This window comes from Archangium sp., assembly GCF_057119385.1.
This window is the reverse complement of sequence record NZ_DBNGVP010000221.1, coordinates 71769-87399: the sequence shown is the minus strand read 5'-3', so window position 1 is coordinate 87399 and position 15631 is coordinate 71769. Positions and strand designations below refer to the sequence as shown.

General features: G+C 69.0%; 11 protein-coding genes. 4 read left to right on the top strand and 7 right to left on the bottom strand.

Annotated features, from left to right (window positions below):
* Window positions 1-728 precede the first annotated feature (728 nt).
* From AC16DP_RS50205 to AC16DP_RS50185, 5 genes are all read right to left on the bottom strand, one after another.
* On the bottom strand, window positions 729-953 hold the full coding sequence (locus AC16DP_RS50205; protein WP_329729480.1) for a hypothetical protein: 225 nt from the start codon (window positions 951-953) through the stop codon (window positions 729-731).
* Window positions 954-1274: 321 nt separating this feature from the next.
* Window positions 1275-2057: a hypothetical protein gene (locus tag AC16DP_RS50200; RefSeq protein ID WP_329729479.1), complete on the bottom strand. Its 783-nt coding sequence runs from the start codon at window positions 2055-2057 to the stop codon at window positions 1275-1277.
* A gap of 105 nt (window positions 2058-2162) precedes the next feature.
* On the bottom strand, window positions 2163-3500 hold the full coding sequence (locus AC16DP_RS50195; protein ID WP_329729478.1) for an adenylate/guanylate cyclase domain-containing protein: 1338 nt from the start codon (window positions 3498-3500) through the stop codon (window positions 2163-2165).
* Window positions 3501-3669: 169 nt separating this feature from the next.
* Window positions 3670-4434, bottom strand: a complete 765-nt coding sequence (locus AC16DP_RS50190; RefSeq protein WP_329729477.1) for a DUF5953 family protein — start codon at window positions 4432-4434, stop codon at window positions 3670-3672.
* 1 nt (window position 4435) lies between these two features.
* The gene (locus tag AC16DP_RS50185; RefSeq protein WP_329729476.1) at window positions 4436-5185 is read right to left on the bottom strand and encodes a DUF6310 domain-containing protein; all 750 of its coding nucleotides are present in this window, start codon (window positions 5183-5185) and stop codon (window positions 4436-4438) included.
* Window positions 5186-5586: 401 nt separating this feature from the next.
* On the opposite strand from AC16DP_RS50185, the gene AC16DP_RS50180 reads away from it, so the two are divergent.
* Window positions 5587-5790: an NAD(P)H-binding protein gene (locus AC16DP_RS50180; RefSeq protein ID WP_329729475.1), complete on the top strand. Its 204-nt coding sequence runs from the start codon at window positions 5587-5589 to the stop codon at window positions 5788-5790.
* Complete coding sequence (locus tag AC16DP_RS50175; protein WP_329729474.1) at window positions 5787-5957, top strand: NAD(P)-dependent oxidoreductase; 171 nt, start codon at window positions 5787-5789, stop codon at window positions 5955-5957. Before AC16DP_RS50180 ends, AC16DP_RS50175 begins: the two co-directional genes overlap by 4 nt.
* A 179-nt stretch (window positions 5958-6136) precedes the next feature.
* Here the strand turns inward: AC16DP_RS50175 and AC16DP_RS50170 are convergent, their stop codons facing one another.
* Entirely contained in the window at window positions 6137-7129 is a 993-nt protein-coding gene (locus AC16DP_RS50170; RefSeq protein WP_329729473.1) for an ADYC domain-containing protein, read from the bottom strand.
* Window positions 7130-7155: 26 nt separating this feature from the next.
* Window positions 7156-11043 (bottom strand): bifunctional serine/threonine-protein kinase/formylglycine-generating enzyme family protein, encoded by a 3888-nt coding sequence (locus AC16DP_RS50165; protein WP_329729484.1) that lies wholly within the window; start codon window positions 11041-11043, stop codon window positions 7156-7158.
* Window positions 11044-11239: 196 nt separating this feature from the next.
* On the opposite strand from AC16DP_RS50165, the gene AC16DP_RS50160 reads away from it, so the two are divergent.
* Both AC16DP_RS50160 and AC16DP_RS50155 read left to right on the top strand, forming a co-directional pair.
* A complete protein-coding gene (locus AC16DP_RS50160; RefSeq protein ID WP_329729472.1) occupies window positions 11240-12127 on the top strand; it encodes a sigma-70 family RNA polymerase sigma factor in 888 nt (295 codons plus the stop codon).
* 23 nt (window positions 12128-12150) lie between these two features.
* Complete coding sequence (locus AC16DP_RS50155; RefSeq protein WP_329729471.1) at window positions 12151-15612, top strand: CHAT domain-containing tetratricopeptide repeat protein; 3462 nt, start codon at window positions 12151-12153, stop codon at window positions 15610-15612.
* Window positions 15613-15631: the final 19 nt, after the last annotated feature.

Sequence of the window (15631 nt, the reverse complement as noted above, 5' to 3'; positions counted from 1 at the left end):
GCATCCAGATCGTAGGCGGTGAAGGCCTCCTGGCGCACCTCACCCACGGCCTGCGGCTCCTGCGGCTCGAGCTCCGTGCCACACCCCACGCCCCCCAGCACCAGCAGCGAGGTGGCGAACTTCTTCCCGAACTTCTTCCAATGACTGTTCATGTTCGTGTCTCCTTCATCTTCGATGAGAAGTGTCTGTACTGCGGAATCAATTCCTGCTCTGGCGGGCTCACGTTCACGGACGGGTGGCGTTCCGGTCAGCCCTCACACCACGGGAGAGGAGAGCCACCGCTTCGGGGCATGCCCCGGCGCTATCGGTGGAGATGTGGGGCGGTACCAGTGCCCGGCTCCCATGGGGAGTCACCGCTGGCTCAGTGGGTGAGGGCCTGTTCCTTCGTGGCCGTCACCCACCTTCGTGTCCTCGTCTGCTTCGGTTCGCCAGCGCGCGTCATCTGGGGTCTCCCTGGGTTTTCGGTGGGCCTCCCTGTGCAGTTCGGGTCGCCTTCCACCAGTCAAATCCCCAAGGGGAATTATTTGCGCAATTTTAGAAAATTCCGGCCCGGGAGCCCCCGGTGGCGACCCCCGCGCCGACGACGACACCGGCACCGGGCCGCTGGTGTGCAGCGGCATCGTCATCCACGCCGTCCGCGTCCTGGCCGAGCGTCACGAGGGAGCGCCCCCCGGCCAGCCGCTCCACGCGCCGGAGCGGGGCCTCGGCCGCGGAGAGGTGGGCCGGCCTCAGCGGGCCGGCACGTCCCAGGCGAGGTGCAGGTGCTCGAAGCCCCGCGGGAAGAAGTGGGGCCGGCGCACGGGGCGCTTGCCCTCGGCGTAGCGCGGGTTGGGCAGCTGCCGCGGCAGCACCTCCAGCGCCACATGCGCCTCCAGGCGGGCCAGCGCCGCTCCCAGGCACAAGTGGATGCCCCGGCCCAAGGCCAGGTGCGACCCGGCGTTGGGGCGGTGCAACTCGAGGCGGTCGGGCTGGGGGAAGACGGCCTCTGCTGGCGTACGTGAACGAGGCGGGCGGTGTGCGAGCGATTCTGGAGCACCTGGGCTTGCCCACGGCAGGTTCGAGGCTGGCCCCGGCGCGCGGGCCCCTCCATGCCGCGTGGTGTTGAAGCTCAAGCCGCCAGGGCCAAGAGAGCCAAGCCCCTGCCGTGAACCTCATGGGAGGGCCGCCTGGGCCGACGTGTACCCCATGGGGCTGCGCGGCTTCTCCACCCGCTTGGCTCTCTGCTCCGGCGGCCCCCGTCCGCGGCCCTCCTCAACCCCTTCGTTCTAGCCCTCTCACTGCCCGAGCGACTGGGGCGGTGGCTTCGCGCTGAAAGCGGGTAGGTAGCACTTGCCCTGGTGCTCGTGGAGGGACTCCGGGCACGGGGGCTTCAGCTCGTGAGGAATCCAGCATGCACCGACGAGCTCCACCTCGGTGTAGCGGGTGCAGGGAGGGCGCTTCTGCCCTTTGTAGGGCTCTTTCGGCAGAGGCCGGGCGAGCACGGTTTGCTCTTGGGGTGGTGTGGTGTCCACGAGCCCCCTTTCAATAAATGGCTCCGGCACCTCGGTTGCCATGAGGTCCTCGAGGCTCATGGGCGCTGTCGGGGCGCTCGGGGGTTGTGACACCGAGGCCACACGCACCAGCGCGAAGAGCAGGGCGCACACCGTGGCGGCGCTCGCCAGGCCCAACCCCAGGCGCCACCGGAAGCGGGGCTCCTGGGGGCCGGACCAAGCGCGGGTCATGCGCCGCACTCCCTCGAGCACACCCTCCAACGTGTGCACCAGAGACTCCACCGACTGTCTGTCCTGGGCCCTGGACCAGGGAGTGTGCTCCACTTCCATGGCGCAGTAGCCCAGCGAGCCCCAGGAGATGAGGCGCACCCGCCAGTCCTTCCAGGGTGCCCCGCCCTCCTCGGGTGCGTGCTTGAGCACCAGGGCCGCTGCACCGCTCGTCTCGTTCCTGGCCAGGTACAGCTCTCCCTGGCTTTCATCGGACTGCGGCACCTGCTCCTGGAGCACGTACGGCCCCAACCGCTCCGTTTCTTCTCCGTTCGCCTCGGGCTTCTTCTTCTCGTCCATGCGTGCCCCTCCTGGTCTCCTCGCCTGCCGGAGACCTGTCGCTCTTGTTCGCATGCACCGGGCCCGGCTTCCAGGAGGTGCCTGGTGCGTCAGGTGGGAGCCTACTCACAGGAGCACAGACCCGGCTTCACGGACCTGCTCGTCCTCGATGCCGGGCAGGCAGTAGCAGCGCACCGGCTCGGGGATGCCCTTGAGCTCCAGTGCGCCCATTTCCCGTGCGCCTTCGGGCCTGGGCGCGAGCTGCTGGAAGACGGGCTCGGACACCAGGATGTCTCCCTGCTGGCAGCGCTGCTCGAGCCGCGCCGCGATGTTCACCCCACGCCCCAGCACCGTGTACTCGCTGCGCAGCCGCCCACCGAAGGCTCCCACCGCCACCGGATCCTGGTGGATGCCCACGCGCAGCCGAAGCCCCTGTCCCCGCGAGCCCGGCCAGACGAGCTCGCGCGCCGCCCGGTGCCAGTCTCGCGCCATCGCCACCGCGCGCCGGGCCTGCTCCCCGGGCGTCATCGTGTCCGGTGCGCCCACCAGCGCCATCACCGCGTCCCCGATGAACTTGTCGAGCGTCGCCCCGTGCTCGAACGCCACCCCCGCCATCACGTCGTAGAAGCGCCCCACCAATCGGGCGAGCTCCTCGGGCGGGAGGCCATCGGACAGTGGGGTGAACGACACGATGTCCGCGAACACCACCGTCACCACGCGCCGCTCCGGAGGGCCGTCCAGCGGGTGCTCCCCGGACAGCACCCGGTCCACGTCGCCTGGCGGCAGGTGACGGTGGAGCACCTCCTCCACGGCGAAGCGGTGCACGCGCTCCAGCTCGCACCGCGCGGCGAACTCGCGGAGGCGCAGCCGCCGGTTGATGTGGTGCGCCACCAGCGTGACGACGCACAGGAAGACCAGGTAGGTGAGCGCCACGTCCAGGCCGGTGTAGTCCACCGGCCCCTCGCTCTTCCACAGGCCGCACACGACGACCCACGCCACCAGGCTGCCCCCGAGCGTCGTCGCCGCCTCGGCCAGCGTGAGCGAGAAGATGCCGGGCAGCATGGCGATGAGCACCGCCATGGCCAGCACGTGCTGCGACTGGTAGCGCCCCAGCTCCGCCGCGGGCGTGGCGCTGTAGGCGGCCACCACGATGCCCGTTACCACCGAGGCCCACCCCATCACCCGCCGGCCCGGCTTGCGCCTCGCCAGCAGGTACATGCCCGCCAGCAGCGCCAGCACCCAGCCCGTCACGTGCATCGCCGAAGGGAAGTTCGGCGAGAAGAACGGAGCCACCTCGGTGAGGCCGATGAGGACGAAGGTGATGGGCGCGAACAGCCGCCAGCGCCGGCACAGCACCTCGTGCTCCCGCTCGGTGAAGCGCGCGAGCTCCTCGGTGCTCAGGGTTCCAGGGACCGTGCTCCGCGGGGGGAGCCGGAGGCCTGAGGGCTGAGCGGTGTCGTCCATGGCCGGAGTGTGGCTGACCTCGCGGCTGGAACTCCACCCACTGGCCGAAAAGCAGGGCGGCAAGGGGGCGGCGCACCGCCGGGGGGCACTTGCGTCCAAACGGCGGGTTCGCTTCCTGCCGCCTCCACTTCTTGGCGAGGTGGCTGCCTTGGGGTGGACTCAACAGGGCTCAAGGGGTGGAGCGCCCGCCGATCTCCGGGAAGCGCTCGTAGGCCCGTTTGAGCGCGTCCAGGTGCGCGGGGTTGTCCAGGTCGAGCGGTGCATCGGTGAGCCTGACAACCCACCCGCCCGTCGCGGTACGCCGCGAGGACGCGAGCAGGTCCGCATCGCGGGCTGGGTCCGGGAATCCGATGGCCCGTGCGGCAGCGGCCGACCAGTAGTTGAGCCACCCGAGGCGATGCGGAATTTCGGGGGAGCGCATATCCCTTGGGGGCTTGATCGAGGGCAACCCCCGGGGAGGCACCTCCAGGTCAGTCGGCCCATTTTTCGTTTGGCGTACGATGTCCACCCCCGCGCTGAAGGGTGTCGCGTGCCCCCAGAAACCGCGAGCACCTTCCCCTATCGCCTCCAGCACATCCGCTGCCGCCGCGATGCCGTTGGCAGCCAGAGGCAGCGTGGCATGGACATCGAGCTGGGCCTGACCACCCGGCGAGCTGACCGCCGGTATTTCCAATCCAGACACCGTGACCCGGAAATCATCATCGCCGTTGCGCAGGAGAGGAAATCCCCGCCCGCCTGGCCTCCCCCGGGCGAGCCATGCTTCGCGCTGCGGCACGGGGACGCGCTGCCCCTCGCGAGAAATCGTCCACTCCAGGCGCAAGCCAGGAAGTGCGCGTTCCATCCCATGAACAATGGCCAGCGGGCGGCCATCATTGCCCAAGAGGGCAGGCGCATAGACAATCATGCGAAGTTCGTCTTCTTGCATGGCCGGCATCTCAGCACCACTCCATGATGACAATGATGTCCTTGAGGTCCGGTGCCTCGAACTCCAACTCAGCCTTGTGCTCGGGGCTCCGCACGCCGACTCGGAAGTCGAATCCACAGGCGAGAGCGAGGACACGCTCGGTCCGCAGTTCCCCCACCTGATCCTCGATGACAATTCTCCGAAGGTCGGGCGGGTACGTGTCGAAGTTGTCGGTCTTGACTTCCCACAGCGTGCGCGTGGCCAGTTGGAGCGCGTCGAAGTTCTTCCCATTCACGAACACATCCCCGCCGGGGAAACTGTTGTTCGGAATTCTGTCGGCGCACGTGTCGTGCAGTTTATTACCGCCAAGGTGGTACGGCACTGGGTCGGGCTCGCACCTGGGGCGCTCTCGCTCCGAGACTTCGACTGGCCCAATGGGAGGGAAATCCGGCCCTTTGGGCTCTGGCTTGGGCCTTTTCTTCGGCGAGGGCTTCGACGAGGCGGGCTTTGTTTCAGGCACGGGGCGCGTTTCAGGAACGGGCCTTACCTGGGGACGGCCCCTCTTCTCCGCGTAGGTATCCAGCGCCTCTTTGATGGCGAATCCCACCACCACCACGCCCGCGACGATCACCGCTCCCATGACGATCTCCGGTGCCGCCAGCACGCAGACCCCGAGCCCCAAGGCACTGGCACCAGCAGAGGCCACCGCGCATCGCCCTGTGGGATCGTGAAACTCGATTCGATCATGGTCGAGGGCATGAAAGCACTTCTCCGCCAGCATGGGCCAGGGCTCGGAAGCCTCCTGAACGGCGCAACGCCCCCCGTCCGTCCAGGGCAGCGTCGCCGCCCGCTGGAGGTTGGTGAGCCTCGGGTCCCGGGCTGCTGGCTCTCTCGAGCTGGGCGCTGACGTAACGCAGGCTGAGACATAGAGCAGAAGTGCGATGCACGCTCGGAGACGCATGTCAGGGTCCTCCATTGGAGTCAGGGCCCGGCGGGTCCTGGCGAGGCCGTTCGGAGTATGAAAACGCGCCCCGACAGCCACGAACGGACGGTGAGGGGCGAACCTGGGGCGCGTTGGAGGGCTCTTATAGCCGGGCGGCATGGGCGAGGGGACGACGGCCCTCCCGTGGACTCCGTCCGCTGGGGGCGCGAGGCTGGCGGTGGAACGCGGAGGGACAGGCCATGCGCGTGACACTCTTCGGAGCAACGGGCAGGACGGGGCGGGTGCTCATCCCCGTGCTGCGTGAGCGGGGCCATTCGGTGCGAGCCGTCTGCCGACGGGAAGGCGCGCTCTCTCCCGAGCCGCCAGGGCTCGAGGTGGCGGTCGCGGATCCGGCGAGCCCCGGAGCGCTCGTGCCGGCCCTCGCGGGCACTGGACGGTGGTGAAGCCGCCGCGGCTGACGGAGGGCCCGGCGCGGGGGAAGGTCCGCGCCGGAGCGTCCGAGCCCGTGGGCATGCTCTCGAGCCTCTCGCGCGCGGACTTGGCCCGGTTCCTCGCGGAGCAGCTCGAGCGGCGGGACTTCGTGCACGCACGTGTCGTCGTGCGTGCGTGAGCGGAGAGGGCGTGTCCGCCCCGTCTCCCAGGCAGTCAACCACCCGGAGAACCTCGAGCGTTCATGACGCTCCGGTCCGGAGAGCTGGTGCGGTGTCGTCCATGGCCGGAGTGTGGCTGACCTCGAGGCTGGAACTCCACCGTCCTCCTGTGCGGCCCGGCGAGAGCCGGTGCAGGCGGTCAAGGTGCTGGACTGGCCTTGCCGTACGATTGATTGCGCAGCAGCACCGGCCCGGCGCGTCCTCCCTTGCGGCGCACCGTGCAGCGGTCTCCTTCTCCGAGGTCCTGCGCTTCCGCCTCGAAGCGGTCGGGACACTGCGCCAGAACCGCCTCCGCCGCCTGCCCATCCCGCGTGCGGGCCAGACACCAGGCGCCCTCGGGTGTCCAGGCCGCCTCGAATGAAGCCCGCCGAGGCTCCCAGCCCCGGGTGGCCTCCGTCGTCCGCGTGCTCACCCGGAGGGCATCGTACATGTCGATGGGGTTGTCCTGACGGGTGTGGCTGCTTCCGTTGCCGCAGTAGTCCGCCCGAGCCATGCGCGTGCACGCCTGGTGCAAGTCCTCCAACGCGTGTCCGTCCTTCGTCGCCCAGGGCTTGTAGCCCCAGCCGATGCACTTGGCGATGGCGCCATGCTCACAGGCGAAGGTGAACTTCCCCGGCACTTCATGGCGAGCCCCGGTCTCGTCCCAGACTCCCCGCACCGCGAGCGCCCGGGGCTTGGACTCCCGGCCGGTGGCGACGCACGGGTTCTCCCACGAGGCGCTCCGCGCGTTCCACAGCTCGATGCGGTACCAGACCATCGACGGGTCCGTGGGCGAGGGCTCGGCACCGCACAGCGCCACCTCCACGGGCTGGCCATCGCTGGCGGTTCCCTGGAACACGGCGCCCACCAGTCCCTTGGGCCCAAGCGAGCGGGCGGCCAGATGACCCTCCTCGATGCGCAGCCCCTTCACCGCGGTGCTCCCCAGCCGCACCCGGCCCAGGTCCACCGAGGCCAATACACTGCTCATCTCCTTCGAGACCACCTGGCGCTCCGTGCCCCACAGCAGCGTGCCCTGTGGCCACACCGTGCGCCGGGGACCCTGGCCCTGGCAGGGTTTGATCCGGCCCCTGGCCTCGGCGAGCCCGGGGGCGGCGAAGAGCAAGCATGCAAACAGGAGAAGGCTGTGTTTCATCTGGGACCTCGCTGTGACACGTGGTTTCACGGAGTAGAGGAACGGTGCGGAACGGGGGCGCACACGCGCACGCCGACCCGGGAGTCACGGGTCGCGGGGGTGATCGCCTGGCGATTGGCGATGAGCGTGCCGACTTCGCTGTAGTACCAGGCACCCCCACGCAGGAGGGGGCCCTGGCTGTCCGGTGTCATGGCCCGGGTCATCTCCATGACGTTGCCAGCCATGCCCAGCAGCCCGAAGGGGCTCACCGAGGCGGGGTGGGCATCCACCTCGTCGGGACCCATGGCGTTCTCCTGCCGGTCATAGGTCTCATCGATGTTGTCATCATCCTTCTGGAAGTGGTTGCCGTGCGGGTGCTTGCGGTCATCCGCGCCACGGGCGGCACGCGTCCACTCCAGCTCACTGCACAGGCGGGCTCCCGGCAGCTTCCCGGAGTGGTCGAGCCACTGGAGATAGCCCTCGACGTCCGCGAGGTTGACCCCCGTCAGGGGGAAGCGGCGCCAGTCCTGCTCCCGGCGATGGCGGCGGCCGGGATAGCGAATGGGCTCGCCCTCGCGCGCCGTGAGGACCTCCTTGCTCTCCAACTGGAGTGAGAAGCTCCAGGAGCCATCGGGCCGCTTCCGCGGCGTGAACGCCTCGCCCATGTCTTTTCGTATTTCCGCGAGGACGCGGCGTTGCCGGGCCTCGTCGAGCGAGCCATCCAGGTACGCCAGCCAGTCACCCAGCGTCACCTCGGTCCGCCCGATGAGATACCCCTGTTCGAGACAACGCGGGTGCAGGGGGGCACTGCCCATGAACTTCCGCACCAGCTCGGGCTCGGCGCTGCCCGTGAGGGAGCAGCCGGGCGGGATGTAGACGTACCCGTCGGGGACCCTGGAGGGCAGCTCCAGCCGGAGCTTCTCGAGCCGGCCTCGGGTGAGCAGGACCGGCAGTTCGACCGGCGCATGACCCTCGCGCGTGAAGCGGAGTTGATAGGAGCCCGCTGGCAGGCCCTTCCAGGCCAGGGGGGTCTGACCGGGTGGAGCGCCGGGCACGGCCTCCCGCCGCAGCCGCCCCCCGTCGTCCACATAGCGCGTGAGCTCGACGTCCACGCCCGAGGGACGGGTCTCGACAGCGAGTCCGGCCGGGGCCTCGAGCCGTTGTAACCAGGCCGTGTTCCCGGCCGCCAACCGTCTGAAGCGCTTCTCGAGCCGGGCTCGCTCGTCCGTCCGGTGAAAGCGCTCGGCGAGCAGGAGCCGTTCGTACGTCAGGCGGAGGAGGGGAGGGCGTGCGTCCTCGTGGGCCCGTTCGAGCAGCTCGTTGAGGGCCTGCTCCGCTTCGTCGAAAGCGGCATCGGCCCGCGTGAGCTCGTCGAGCGCCCCGGCCCATTTCGTCTCGGCGAGCAACCGGCGCTCCGAAGTGGAGGTGGCATCGAACAGCGCGAGCGCCTCGTCGCGACGTGCGCTGGCGCTTCGACCCAGCTTCCGGCCCAGGTCATGCGCGTTCCGCGCGACGGCCATCCGGGCGCTGACGAAGCGCTGCGTTTCCAGGTGCGTTCGCAGGCGCGGCCCGCCATAGAGGCCCGCCATGAGGAGCACCAGGAGGAGTCCGGCGCTCCAGCGGCGCAGCTTCTGGCGGCGGACGGCGCGCCGGGATGCGCGGAGGAAGTCCTGTTCGCGTGTCCCCAGGCTGGTGGTGTCGAGCGTTCGCGCCTCCTCGAGCTGCCGCTTCCGCCAGAGGAGGTCCGGAGCGCGCCCCAGCCGCTCCCACTCGGCCCCCGCCGTCTCGAGGCGTTGCCGGAGGGCACGCAGACCGGCATCCTCATCGAGCCATTGGCGCAGCGTGCCCCAGCTGGAGATGAGGGCTTCGTGGGCGATCTCATGGCTCACCTGATCGCCCGTGGTGCGGGTATGGAGGAGGCGTCCCTCGATGAGCGCTCGCAGGGTGGCACGAGCCTCGTCTGAACCCGCGGTGAGCTCCTCCTCGCTCCGTTGGCCGCGGGTGCCCTCCGCCGTGATGAGGAGGCAAAGCAGGCGGTGGGCCTCCTGCCGCGAGCTCCGGGAGAGTCTGGAGAGCACCCCATCGGCATGCCGGGACAGCGCACCGGCCACTCCTCCCATCTCGTCCAGCGCGGCCTGGGTGATGCAACTCCTGACGGCATCCCTGCGCTCCCACAGCTCCGCCAGGGTGAACTGGAGCAGGGGCAGGCTTCCCGCGCTCCGCGCCGCGGCCTCGACGAGTGTCTGGAGGAGCGCCTCGGATTCGAACACCACGCCACGGCCACGCGCGGGGCCGACGATGGCCTCGCGCACCCCCTGGGGGGTGAGGGGCCGCAGCAGGTAGAGCGCCCGCTCGACCTCGCCGCCCAGTCCGGGAAGCGCGGCCAGGCGCAGGAGGAAGTCACCACGCGCCGCGAGCAACACACGCACGCCCGCCGACGGCAGGGCGAGCTCTCCGAGGAGGCTGGCGAAACGCTCCGCCTGGGCGGGCTCGCTGAGGGTGACGAGCTCCTCGAGCTGGTCGACGAAGAGGAGCAGGCCACGCCCCTCCTGGTGGGCCGCCCGCAGCGCCGGTCCCAGCTCCCCGGGCGCTCCGGAGAGCCGGGCGTGCAGCTCGGCCTCTGGCTGCCCGAGAACGGGCGCGAGCGCGGCGGCGAGGGCCGCGAGCGGACGGCGGCCCGGCTCCAGCGTGAGGGCGGTGAAGTCCCGGTACTCGTCGAGCGCCCCCCGGGCGACCCGGGGCAGGATGCCGGCGCGGCAGAGCGAGGACTTGCCCACCCCCGAGTCTCCAGCCACGAGGACCAGGGGGTGGCGGCGCAGGCGCTCGAGCACGGCGCGGATGTCGGCATCACGTCCGAAGAAGAGCGCGCGGTGCTCGGCCTCGAAGGGCGCGAGTCCCCGGTAGGGATTGCCCTGGGTGAGCACCTCCGGCTCCCGGAGCCGCTCGAGCGCGTCGCGGAGCGCCTCGGCCGAGGCGAAGCGCTCCTCCGGCTCGACCCGCAGGCAGCGCTCGAGGAGGGCGGCGAAGTCGGGGTCGATGCCCGGCACGCTCGGGGTGAGCCGAGGGCCACCCCCGTGCCCTGGTGGCTCCAGGCACGGCCGCTGCGGAAGGGGGCCGGTGCACAGCTCGTGGAGCACCAGGCCGAGGGAGTAGATGTCGCTGCGGGGCGTCGCCGGTGCGCCCCGGAAGAGCTCGGGCGCCATGTATCGCGGTGTGCCCACGGGGCGACGCATGCTGCCCGGTCTCCCGGCTCCCTCCTCCTCGACGAGCTCGGCCAGGCCGAAGTCGAGCAGCTTCACCTCGCCCTCGAGGGTGAGGAAGATGTTGGCGGGTTTGAGATCCCGGTGCAGCACGCCCTGCCGGTGGGCCGCCGCGAGCCCCCGCGCCAGCCCGATGCCCAATCCGAGAACGCGCCGCCAGGGCAGTGGCGCGGTCAATTCCTCCACACTCTGACCGGCGAGGTACTCGGAGACGATGTATGGATGCCCCTCGACCTCGCCGACGCGGAACACGGTGACGACGTTGGGATGCTGCAGGCGTGCGATGGCGCGTGCCTCGGTCTGGAAGTGCTCGCGGAGCCGGCTGTGAGGCCGCGCCGCGGCGATGAACTTCACCGCCACCCGCCGATCCAGTTCGCGGTCATGTGCGAGGTAGATGACCCCCATGGCGCCACGGCCGAGTGGCCGCTCCAGTTGGAACTCATCGAATTCGGTGGGCGGGCTCCAATCGGTGGCAAGAGGCCCGTGGGGCGTCTCGGAATGTGAGAGATTGACAGCGTTGGAGGGGGACCGTGCTCCGCGCACGAGCGTGACGAGGAGTTCACGGCAAGACGGGCATTCGGCGGTGTGGTGATGGGCGCGGGACAGCTCCTCCCCCGACAGCCTCCCCTCGAGCAGCCCGGCGAGGAGCTCATCGGTCAGGCATTGCGAGTCCATCTGCTCGGAATGACTTGGCATGAGCGCTCCAACGAGGATGCCAGAGGGTGTTGATTCCCCGGCACGGGAGGAAGCACCTCGGGCGGGAGCGCGTGAATAGACAACATTCACTGAATTTTCTGGCGTGGGACGGACGGTGACGGGAGCGTCGCGATGGCTAGGTTGGGGGACGATGCAAGAGCAGCCCAGTCTCGCCATGGTCTTTCTCAGGCATGCATCCGTGCGGAGCGCGGTGCCGGGGGATGCCGCCGAATTCGAGGAGCAGCTTCGCTGTGCCTGGGAAGTGGGCCGGGACGCATGGCCGCAACTCGACATCCCCGCTGACGTCTTCGTGCGGCATCTGGCCGAGCGGCTGACGCCGGCCGACGAGGGAAAAACGCTCGCGCAGGTGCTGGCGGAGCGGGCCCTGGGCGATCTCTATCTCGCCTGTGCGTGGGTGCACGGGGTGCTCGCGTCCAGCGGCCTGCTGGAGAGCCGCTACCTGGCGAAGCTTCCCGTGGTGCTCGGGTTTCTCAAATTGCCCGCCATGGTGCTCGACGAGGTCTGCCAGTTGGTCCGCATCGAGATCCTGATGGGCGGGGCCAGTGGAGGGGGGCCACGGATCGCTGGGTACAATGGCAAAGGTGCGCTGTTGAGCTGGATTCGAATCATGGCCGTGCGCCTGGCCCTCAAGGAGGTCGCCGCGGGCGGCGAGACTCCCAACGAGAACCTCCTCGCGCTCATCGAGGCCCTGCCGGATCCAGGTGCCGACCTGGAGCTCGATATCATCAAGCGCCGCTACCGCTCCGAGTTCCGCCAGGCCGTGTACGAGTCCTTCGCCTCCCTGCCGTGGGAGCAGCGGCACTCTCTCCAGCTCTACTTCATCGATCGGCTCTCGACGACCGAGATGGCGAGACTCTTTGGCATGAGCCAGTCGAATGTCTCGCGCCGGCTCAAGCGCGCACGGCAGGCGGTCTATCAAGAGACGAAGCGGCGTCTCCAGGAGCGTCTCGCTTTGTCCTCGACGGAGTTCACGAGTCTCGTTGACGCCATCAAGAGCGACCTGGACCTCCGCATCAGTCAGGTCTTCACGGAAGAAAGCTGACCCCCATGCTCGAAAACCCCTGCATGAATTCTCGGCAGCAGCTCTGGCGAGTTCTCGCCCCGGTGGCATTGCTCGTCCTGGGTTGTATGGCCTGTGCGACGGTGGAGAAAGCGCCGGCAGACCCCCGGTTGGTGGAAGCACTGAGGGCCTACGAGGAGGGGCGGAAGTTGGAGGAGGCGGGACAGTACGCCGAGGCAGGACCGCCCGCCGAGCATGCCCTGGAGTTGCGAGAGGCCGCGCTGGGGCCTGCCCATCCCGAGGTGGCCCAGTGCCTCGACCTGCTCGGGTGGGTTTCTCTCCGGCAGGGAGATTTGAAGCGAGCGGAGCAGCTCTTTCCTCGTGCACTCGAGATTCGGGAAGCAACGTTCGGCGGGAACCATCCCGACGTCGCTCAATCGCTCAACGGTCTCGCCACCGTCCATGCGATGCAGGGGCAATATGCGCGAGCCAAACCCTTGTATGAGCGAGCGCTCGCGATTCGAGAGGCGCTCCTTGGCAAGGAACATCCGGACGTCGCCAAATCGCTCAACAACCTCGCCAACCTCTACTACTTCCAAGGGGACTACGCGCAGGCGCAACCCTTGTATGAACGAGCGCTTGCGATTCGGGAGGCGGCCCTTGGCAGGAATCACCCGGATGTCGCCGACTCGCTCAACAACCTCGCCAACCTCTACGACTCCCAGGGGCGCTACGCCCTGGTTGAACCCCTCCTCCTCCGCGCACTCGAAATCAAGGAAGCGGCCTTTGGCAAGGAGCATCTCCATCTCACCCATCCCCTCAACAACCTCGCCCTCCTCTACGTCTCCCTGGGGAACCATGGACGGGCTGAGCCCCTGTATGAGCGCGCGCTGGCGATCCAGGAAAAGAGCCTCGGCAAGAACCACCCTGCCGTCGCCCAAACGCTCGGAAACCTCGCTGAGCTCTACAGAAAGCAGGGAGCCCTCGAGCGGGCCGAGCCATTATACGAACGCGCGATTGCGATCGAGGAAGCAACCCTCGGCGAAACCCATCCGGAGCTGGCCATTTCGCTCAACAACCTGGCCCTCCTGTACAAGGATCAGGGGTATTTCGCGAAGGCGGAGTTGCTGTACGAGCGCTCACTCGAGATCCGGGAGGAGCGCCTCGGTAAGGCTCATCCCGATGTCGCTCAGTCGCTCAACAATCTCGCGAACCTCTACAAGAACCAGGGGGACTACAAGCGGGCCCTGCCTCTCTACGAACGTGCTCTCGCCATTCGGAAGGAAGCGCTCGGCGAGGACCATCCTGATGTGGCGGACTCGCTCCAGGGGCTTGCCAACCTCCATCATCTCCAGGAGGACTACGCGCGGGCCAGACCGCTGCTCGAGCGCGCGGTGGAGATCTACACGGCCGCGTACGGCGAGAACCACCCCCAGGTCGCCGCCGCGCTCCACAATCTCGCCAATGTCTACAAGAGCCAGGGCGAGCAGGACCGGGCGGAGGCACTGTATGCGCGCGCGCTCACGACTCGCGAGGCGAGCCTCGGCGCGAATCATCCCGGCATCGTCAAGGCGATCCAGAGCCTCGCCAATCTCTACCAGGATCGGGGCGACTCGGCGCGGGCCGAGCCCTTGTATGCGCGCGCGCTCGCGATCTACGAGGCGTCCCTCGGCGGGAGTCATCCCGACTTCGTCCCCTTGCTCAACAGCTATGCGCAGCTGCGTCTTGCCCAGCGGCGGCCCGCCGAGGCGTTGAGTTTCTTCGAACGTGCGCTCCACATCTCCGAGCAGCACCTGCGTCACGAGGTGTTTGGCTTCTCGGAGGCGCGGCTGACCCGTGCGCTGCAGTTGATCCAGGCCGATGAGGAGCGCCTCTACTCGCTCGTCCGCGCGTACCCGGACGATGCCCGCGTCCGGCAGCTCGCGCTCGCCGCCGCGCTCCTCCACAAAGGGCGCTCCACCGAGGAGCTCGCTGAAACGTCTCGCATCATCTACCGCGGCCTGGGCCCGGCCGAGCGTGAAGCCTTCGATCGCCTCCGCGCCCTGCGCACCCGGCTCGCCGAGCTGTCGCTGGCGGGCCCCGAAGCGCTCGCGCTCGACGACTACAAGCGGCGTGTCGAGGAGCTCACCAGCGAGGGCGACACCCTGGAGGCAGACCTCGCGCGGCGCTCGGAACCCCTGCGCGCCCTCTTCGAGCTGCCACCTCCCGCGGAGCTCGTCGAGCGTGTGGCCGCGGCCCTCCCCAGCGATGGCGCGCTGATCGAGTTCGTTGCCTACGAGGACAGCCCCCTGGTGCCCAGGCCGGGTGTTCCGGAGCCCCAGGGCTCGGGAGCGCTGCGCTACCTCGCGCTCCTGCTCTTCGCGGATGGCCGCACCCGGGCGGTTGAGCTCGGTCCCGCCGCGCCCATCGATCGGGCCGTCGGGCGCCTCCACGAAGCGCTCGCGGGCCGCTACGTCTCCTATCAGCCCCCAGCCCGGGCGCTCCATGCACTCGTCTTCCGTCCCCTGAGGCCACTGCTGGGCGGGGTGCGGCGGCTCTTCGTCTCGCCTGACAGCCAGTTGGCCCTGGTTCCGTTCGACGCGCTCCACGATGGCCGCCGGTTCCTGGTCGATGGCTTCGACATCACCTACCTCACCTCGGGCAAGGACCTGTTGCCTCGTCTCGAGGGCATCACGCCCGAGCAATCGGTCATTGTCCTGGCCGATCCAGACTTTGGCGCGAGCCCGGCGGTGGGCTCCGCGATGCAGGAGAGCGCTCCCGCGCCGGCCAGCCGCTCCCGCTCCCTCGCGCGCTTCTTCTCGGCGCGGTGCCTGGGGGGCGAGGACAAGCTCTCGCAACCCCTGCCAGGTACGCGCCAGGAGGCCGAGGCCATCCACCGGCTGCTGCCGCAAGCGCAGGTGTTGATGGGCAGTGCCGCCAGCAAGGAGGTGCTGTTGAAGCTGGCGACGCCGGGCGTGCTGCACATCGCCACGCACGGCTTCTTCCTGACGGATGCCGATGCCAGTGACTCCGAGTCCTCGCGCGCGGTGGACTGTTTCAGTCTTGGCGGGACGGGGCCGTCCTATCGCCCATCGGACCCGTTGTTGCGCTCGGGGTTGGTGCTCGCGGGCGCTCACCCCAGGGCGGCAGGGGCCGGAGCCTCGCGGCGTGAGGACTCGTGGGTGACGGCGCTGGAACTGGCGGGTCTGAACCTGTGGGGAACGCAGTTGGTCGTGCTGTCCGCCTGTGAGACCGGGCGGGGTGACGTCAAACTCGGCCAGGGCGTCTACGGATTGCGCCGCGCGCTGATGGTGGCCGGAGCGCAGACGCTGGTGACGAGCTTGTGGAAGGTCGATGATGAGAAGACCCACCCGCTCATGGAGAGCTACTACCGCAACCTGTTGGCCGGCCAGGGCCGGGCCGAGGCGCTGCGCTCGGCGATGAAGGAGCTGCGCCACAAGCAGCCCCATCCCTACTTCTGGGCCCCCTTCATCGCCATTGGCCAGGACACTCCGGTCCAGGGACTGGTGCCCCGGACCGGGCCGTGACCCTTCCTCCTCCAGGAGG

Bases quoted from the DNA above. Each gene is read 5' to 3' on its own strand.
- AC16DP_RS50160 (WP_329729472.1), top strand. From the start codon at position 11,240: ATGGTCTTTCTCAGGCATGCATCCGTGCGGAGCGCGGTGCCGGGGGAT.
- AC16DP_RS50170 (WP_329729473.1), bottom strand. From the start codon at position 7,129: ATGAAACACAGCCTTCTCCTGTTTGCATGCTTGCTCTTCGCCGCCCCC.
- AC16DP_RS50195 (WP_329729478.1), bottom strand. From the start codon at position 3,500: ATGGACGACACCGCTCAGCCCTCAGGCCTCCGGCTCCCCCCGCGGAGC.
- AC16DP_RS50190 (WP_329729477.1), bottom strand. From the start codon at position 4,434: ATGCCGGCCATGCAAGAAGACGAACTTCGCATGATTGTCTATGCGCCT.
- AC16DP_RS50185 (WP_329729476.1), bottom strand. From the start codon at position 5,185: ATGCTGGCGGAGAAGTGCTTTCATGCCCTCGACCATGATCGAATCGAG.
- AC16DP_RS50165 (WP_329729484.1), bottom strand. From the start codon at position 11,043: ATGGACTCGCAATGCCTGACCGATGAGCTCCTCGCCGGGCTGCTCGAG.
- AC16DP_RS50155 (WP_329729471.1), top strand. From the start codon at position 12,151: ATGAATTCTCGGCAGCAGCTCTGGCGAGTTCTCGCCCCGGTGGCATTG.
- AC16DP_RS50180 (WP_329729475.1), top strand. From the start codon at position 5,587: ATGCGCGTGACACTCTTCGGAGCAACGGGCAGGACGGGGCGGGTGCTC.
- AC16DP_RS50200 (WP_329729479.1), bottom strand. From the start codon at position 2,057: ATGGACGAGAAGAAGAAGCCCGAGGCGAACGGAGAAGAAACGGAGCGG.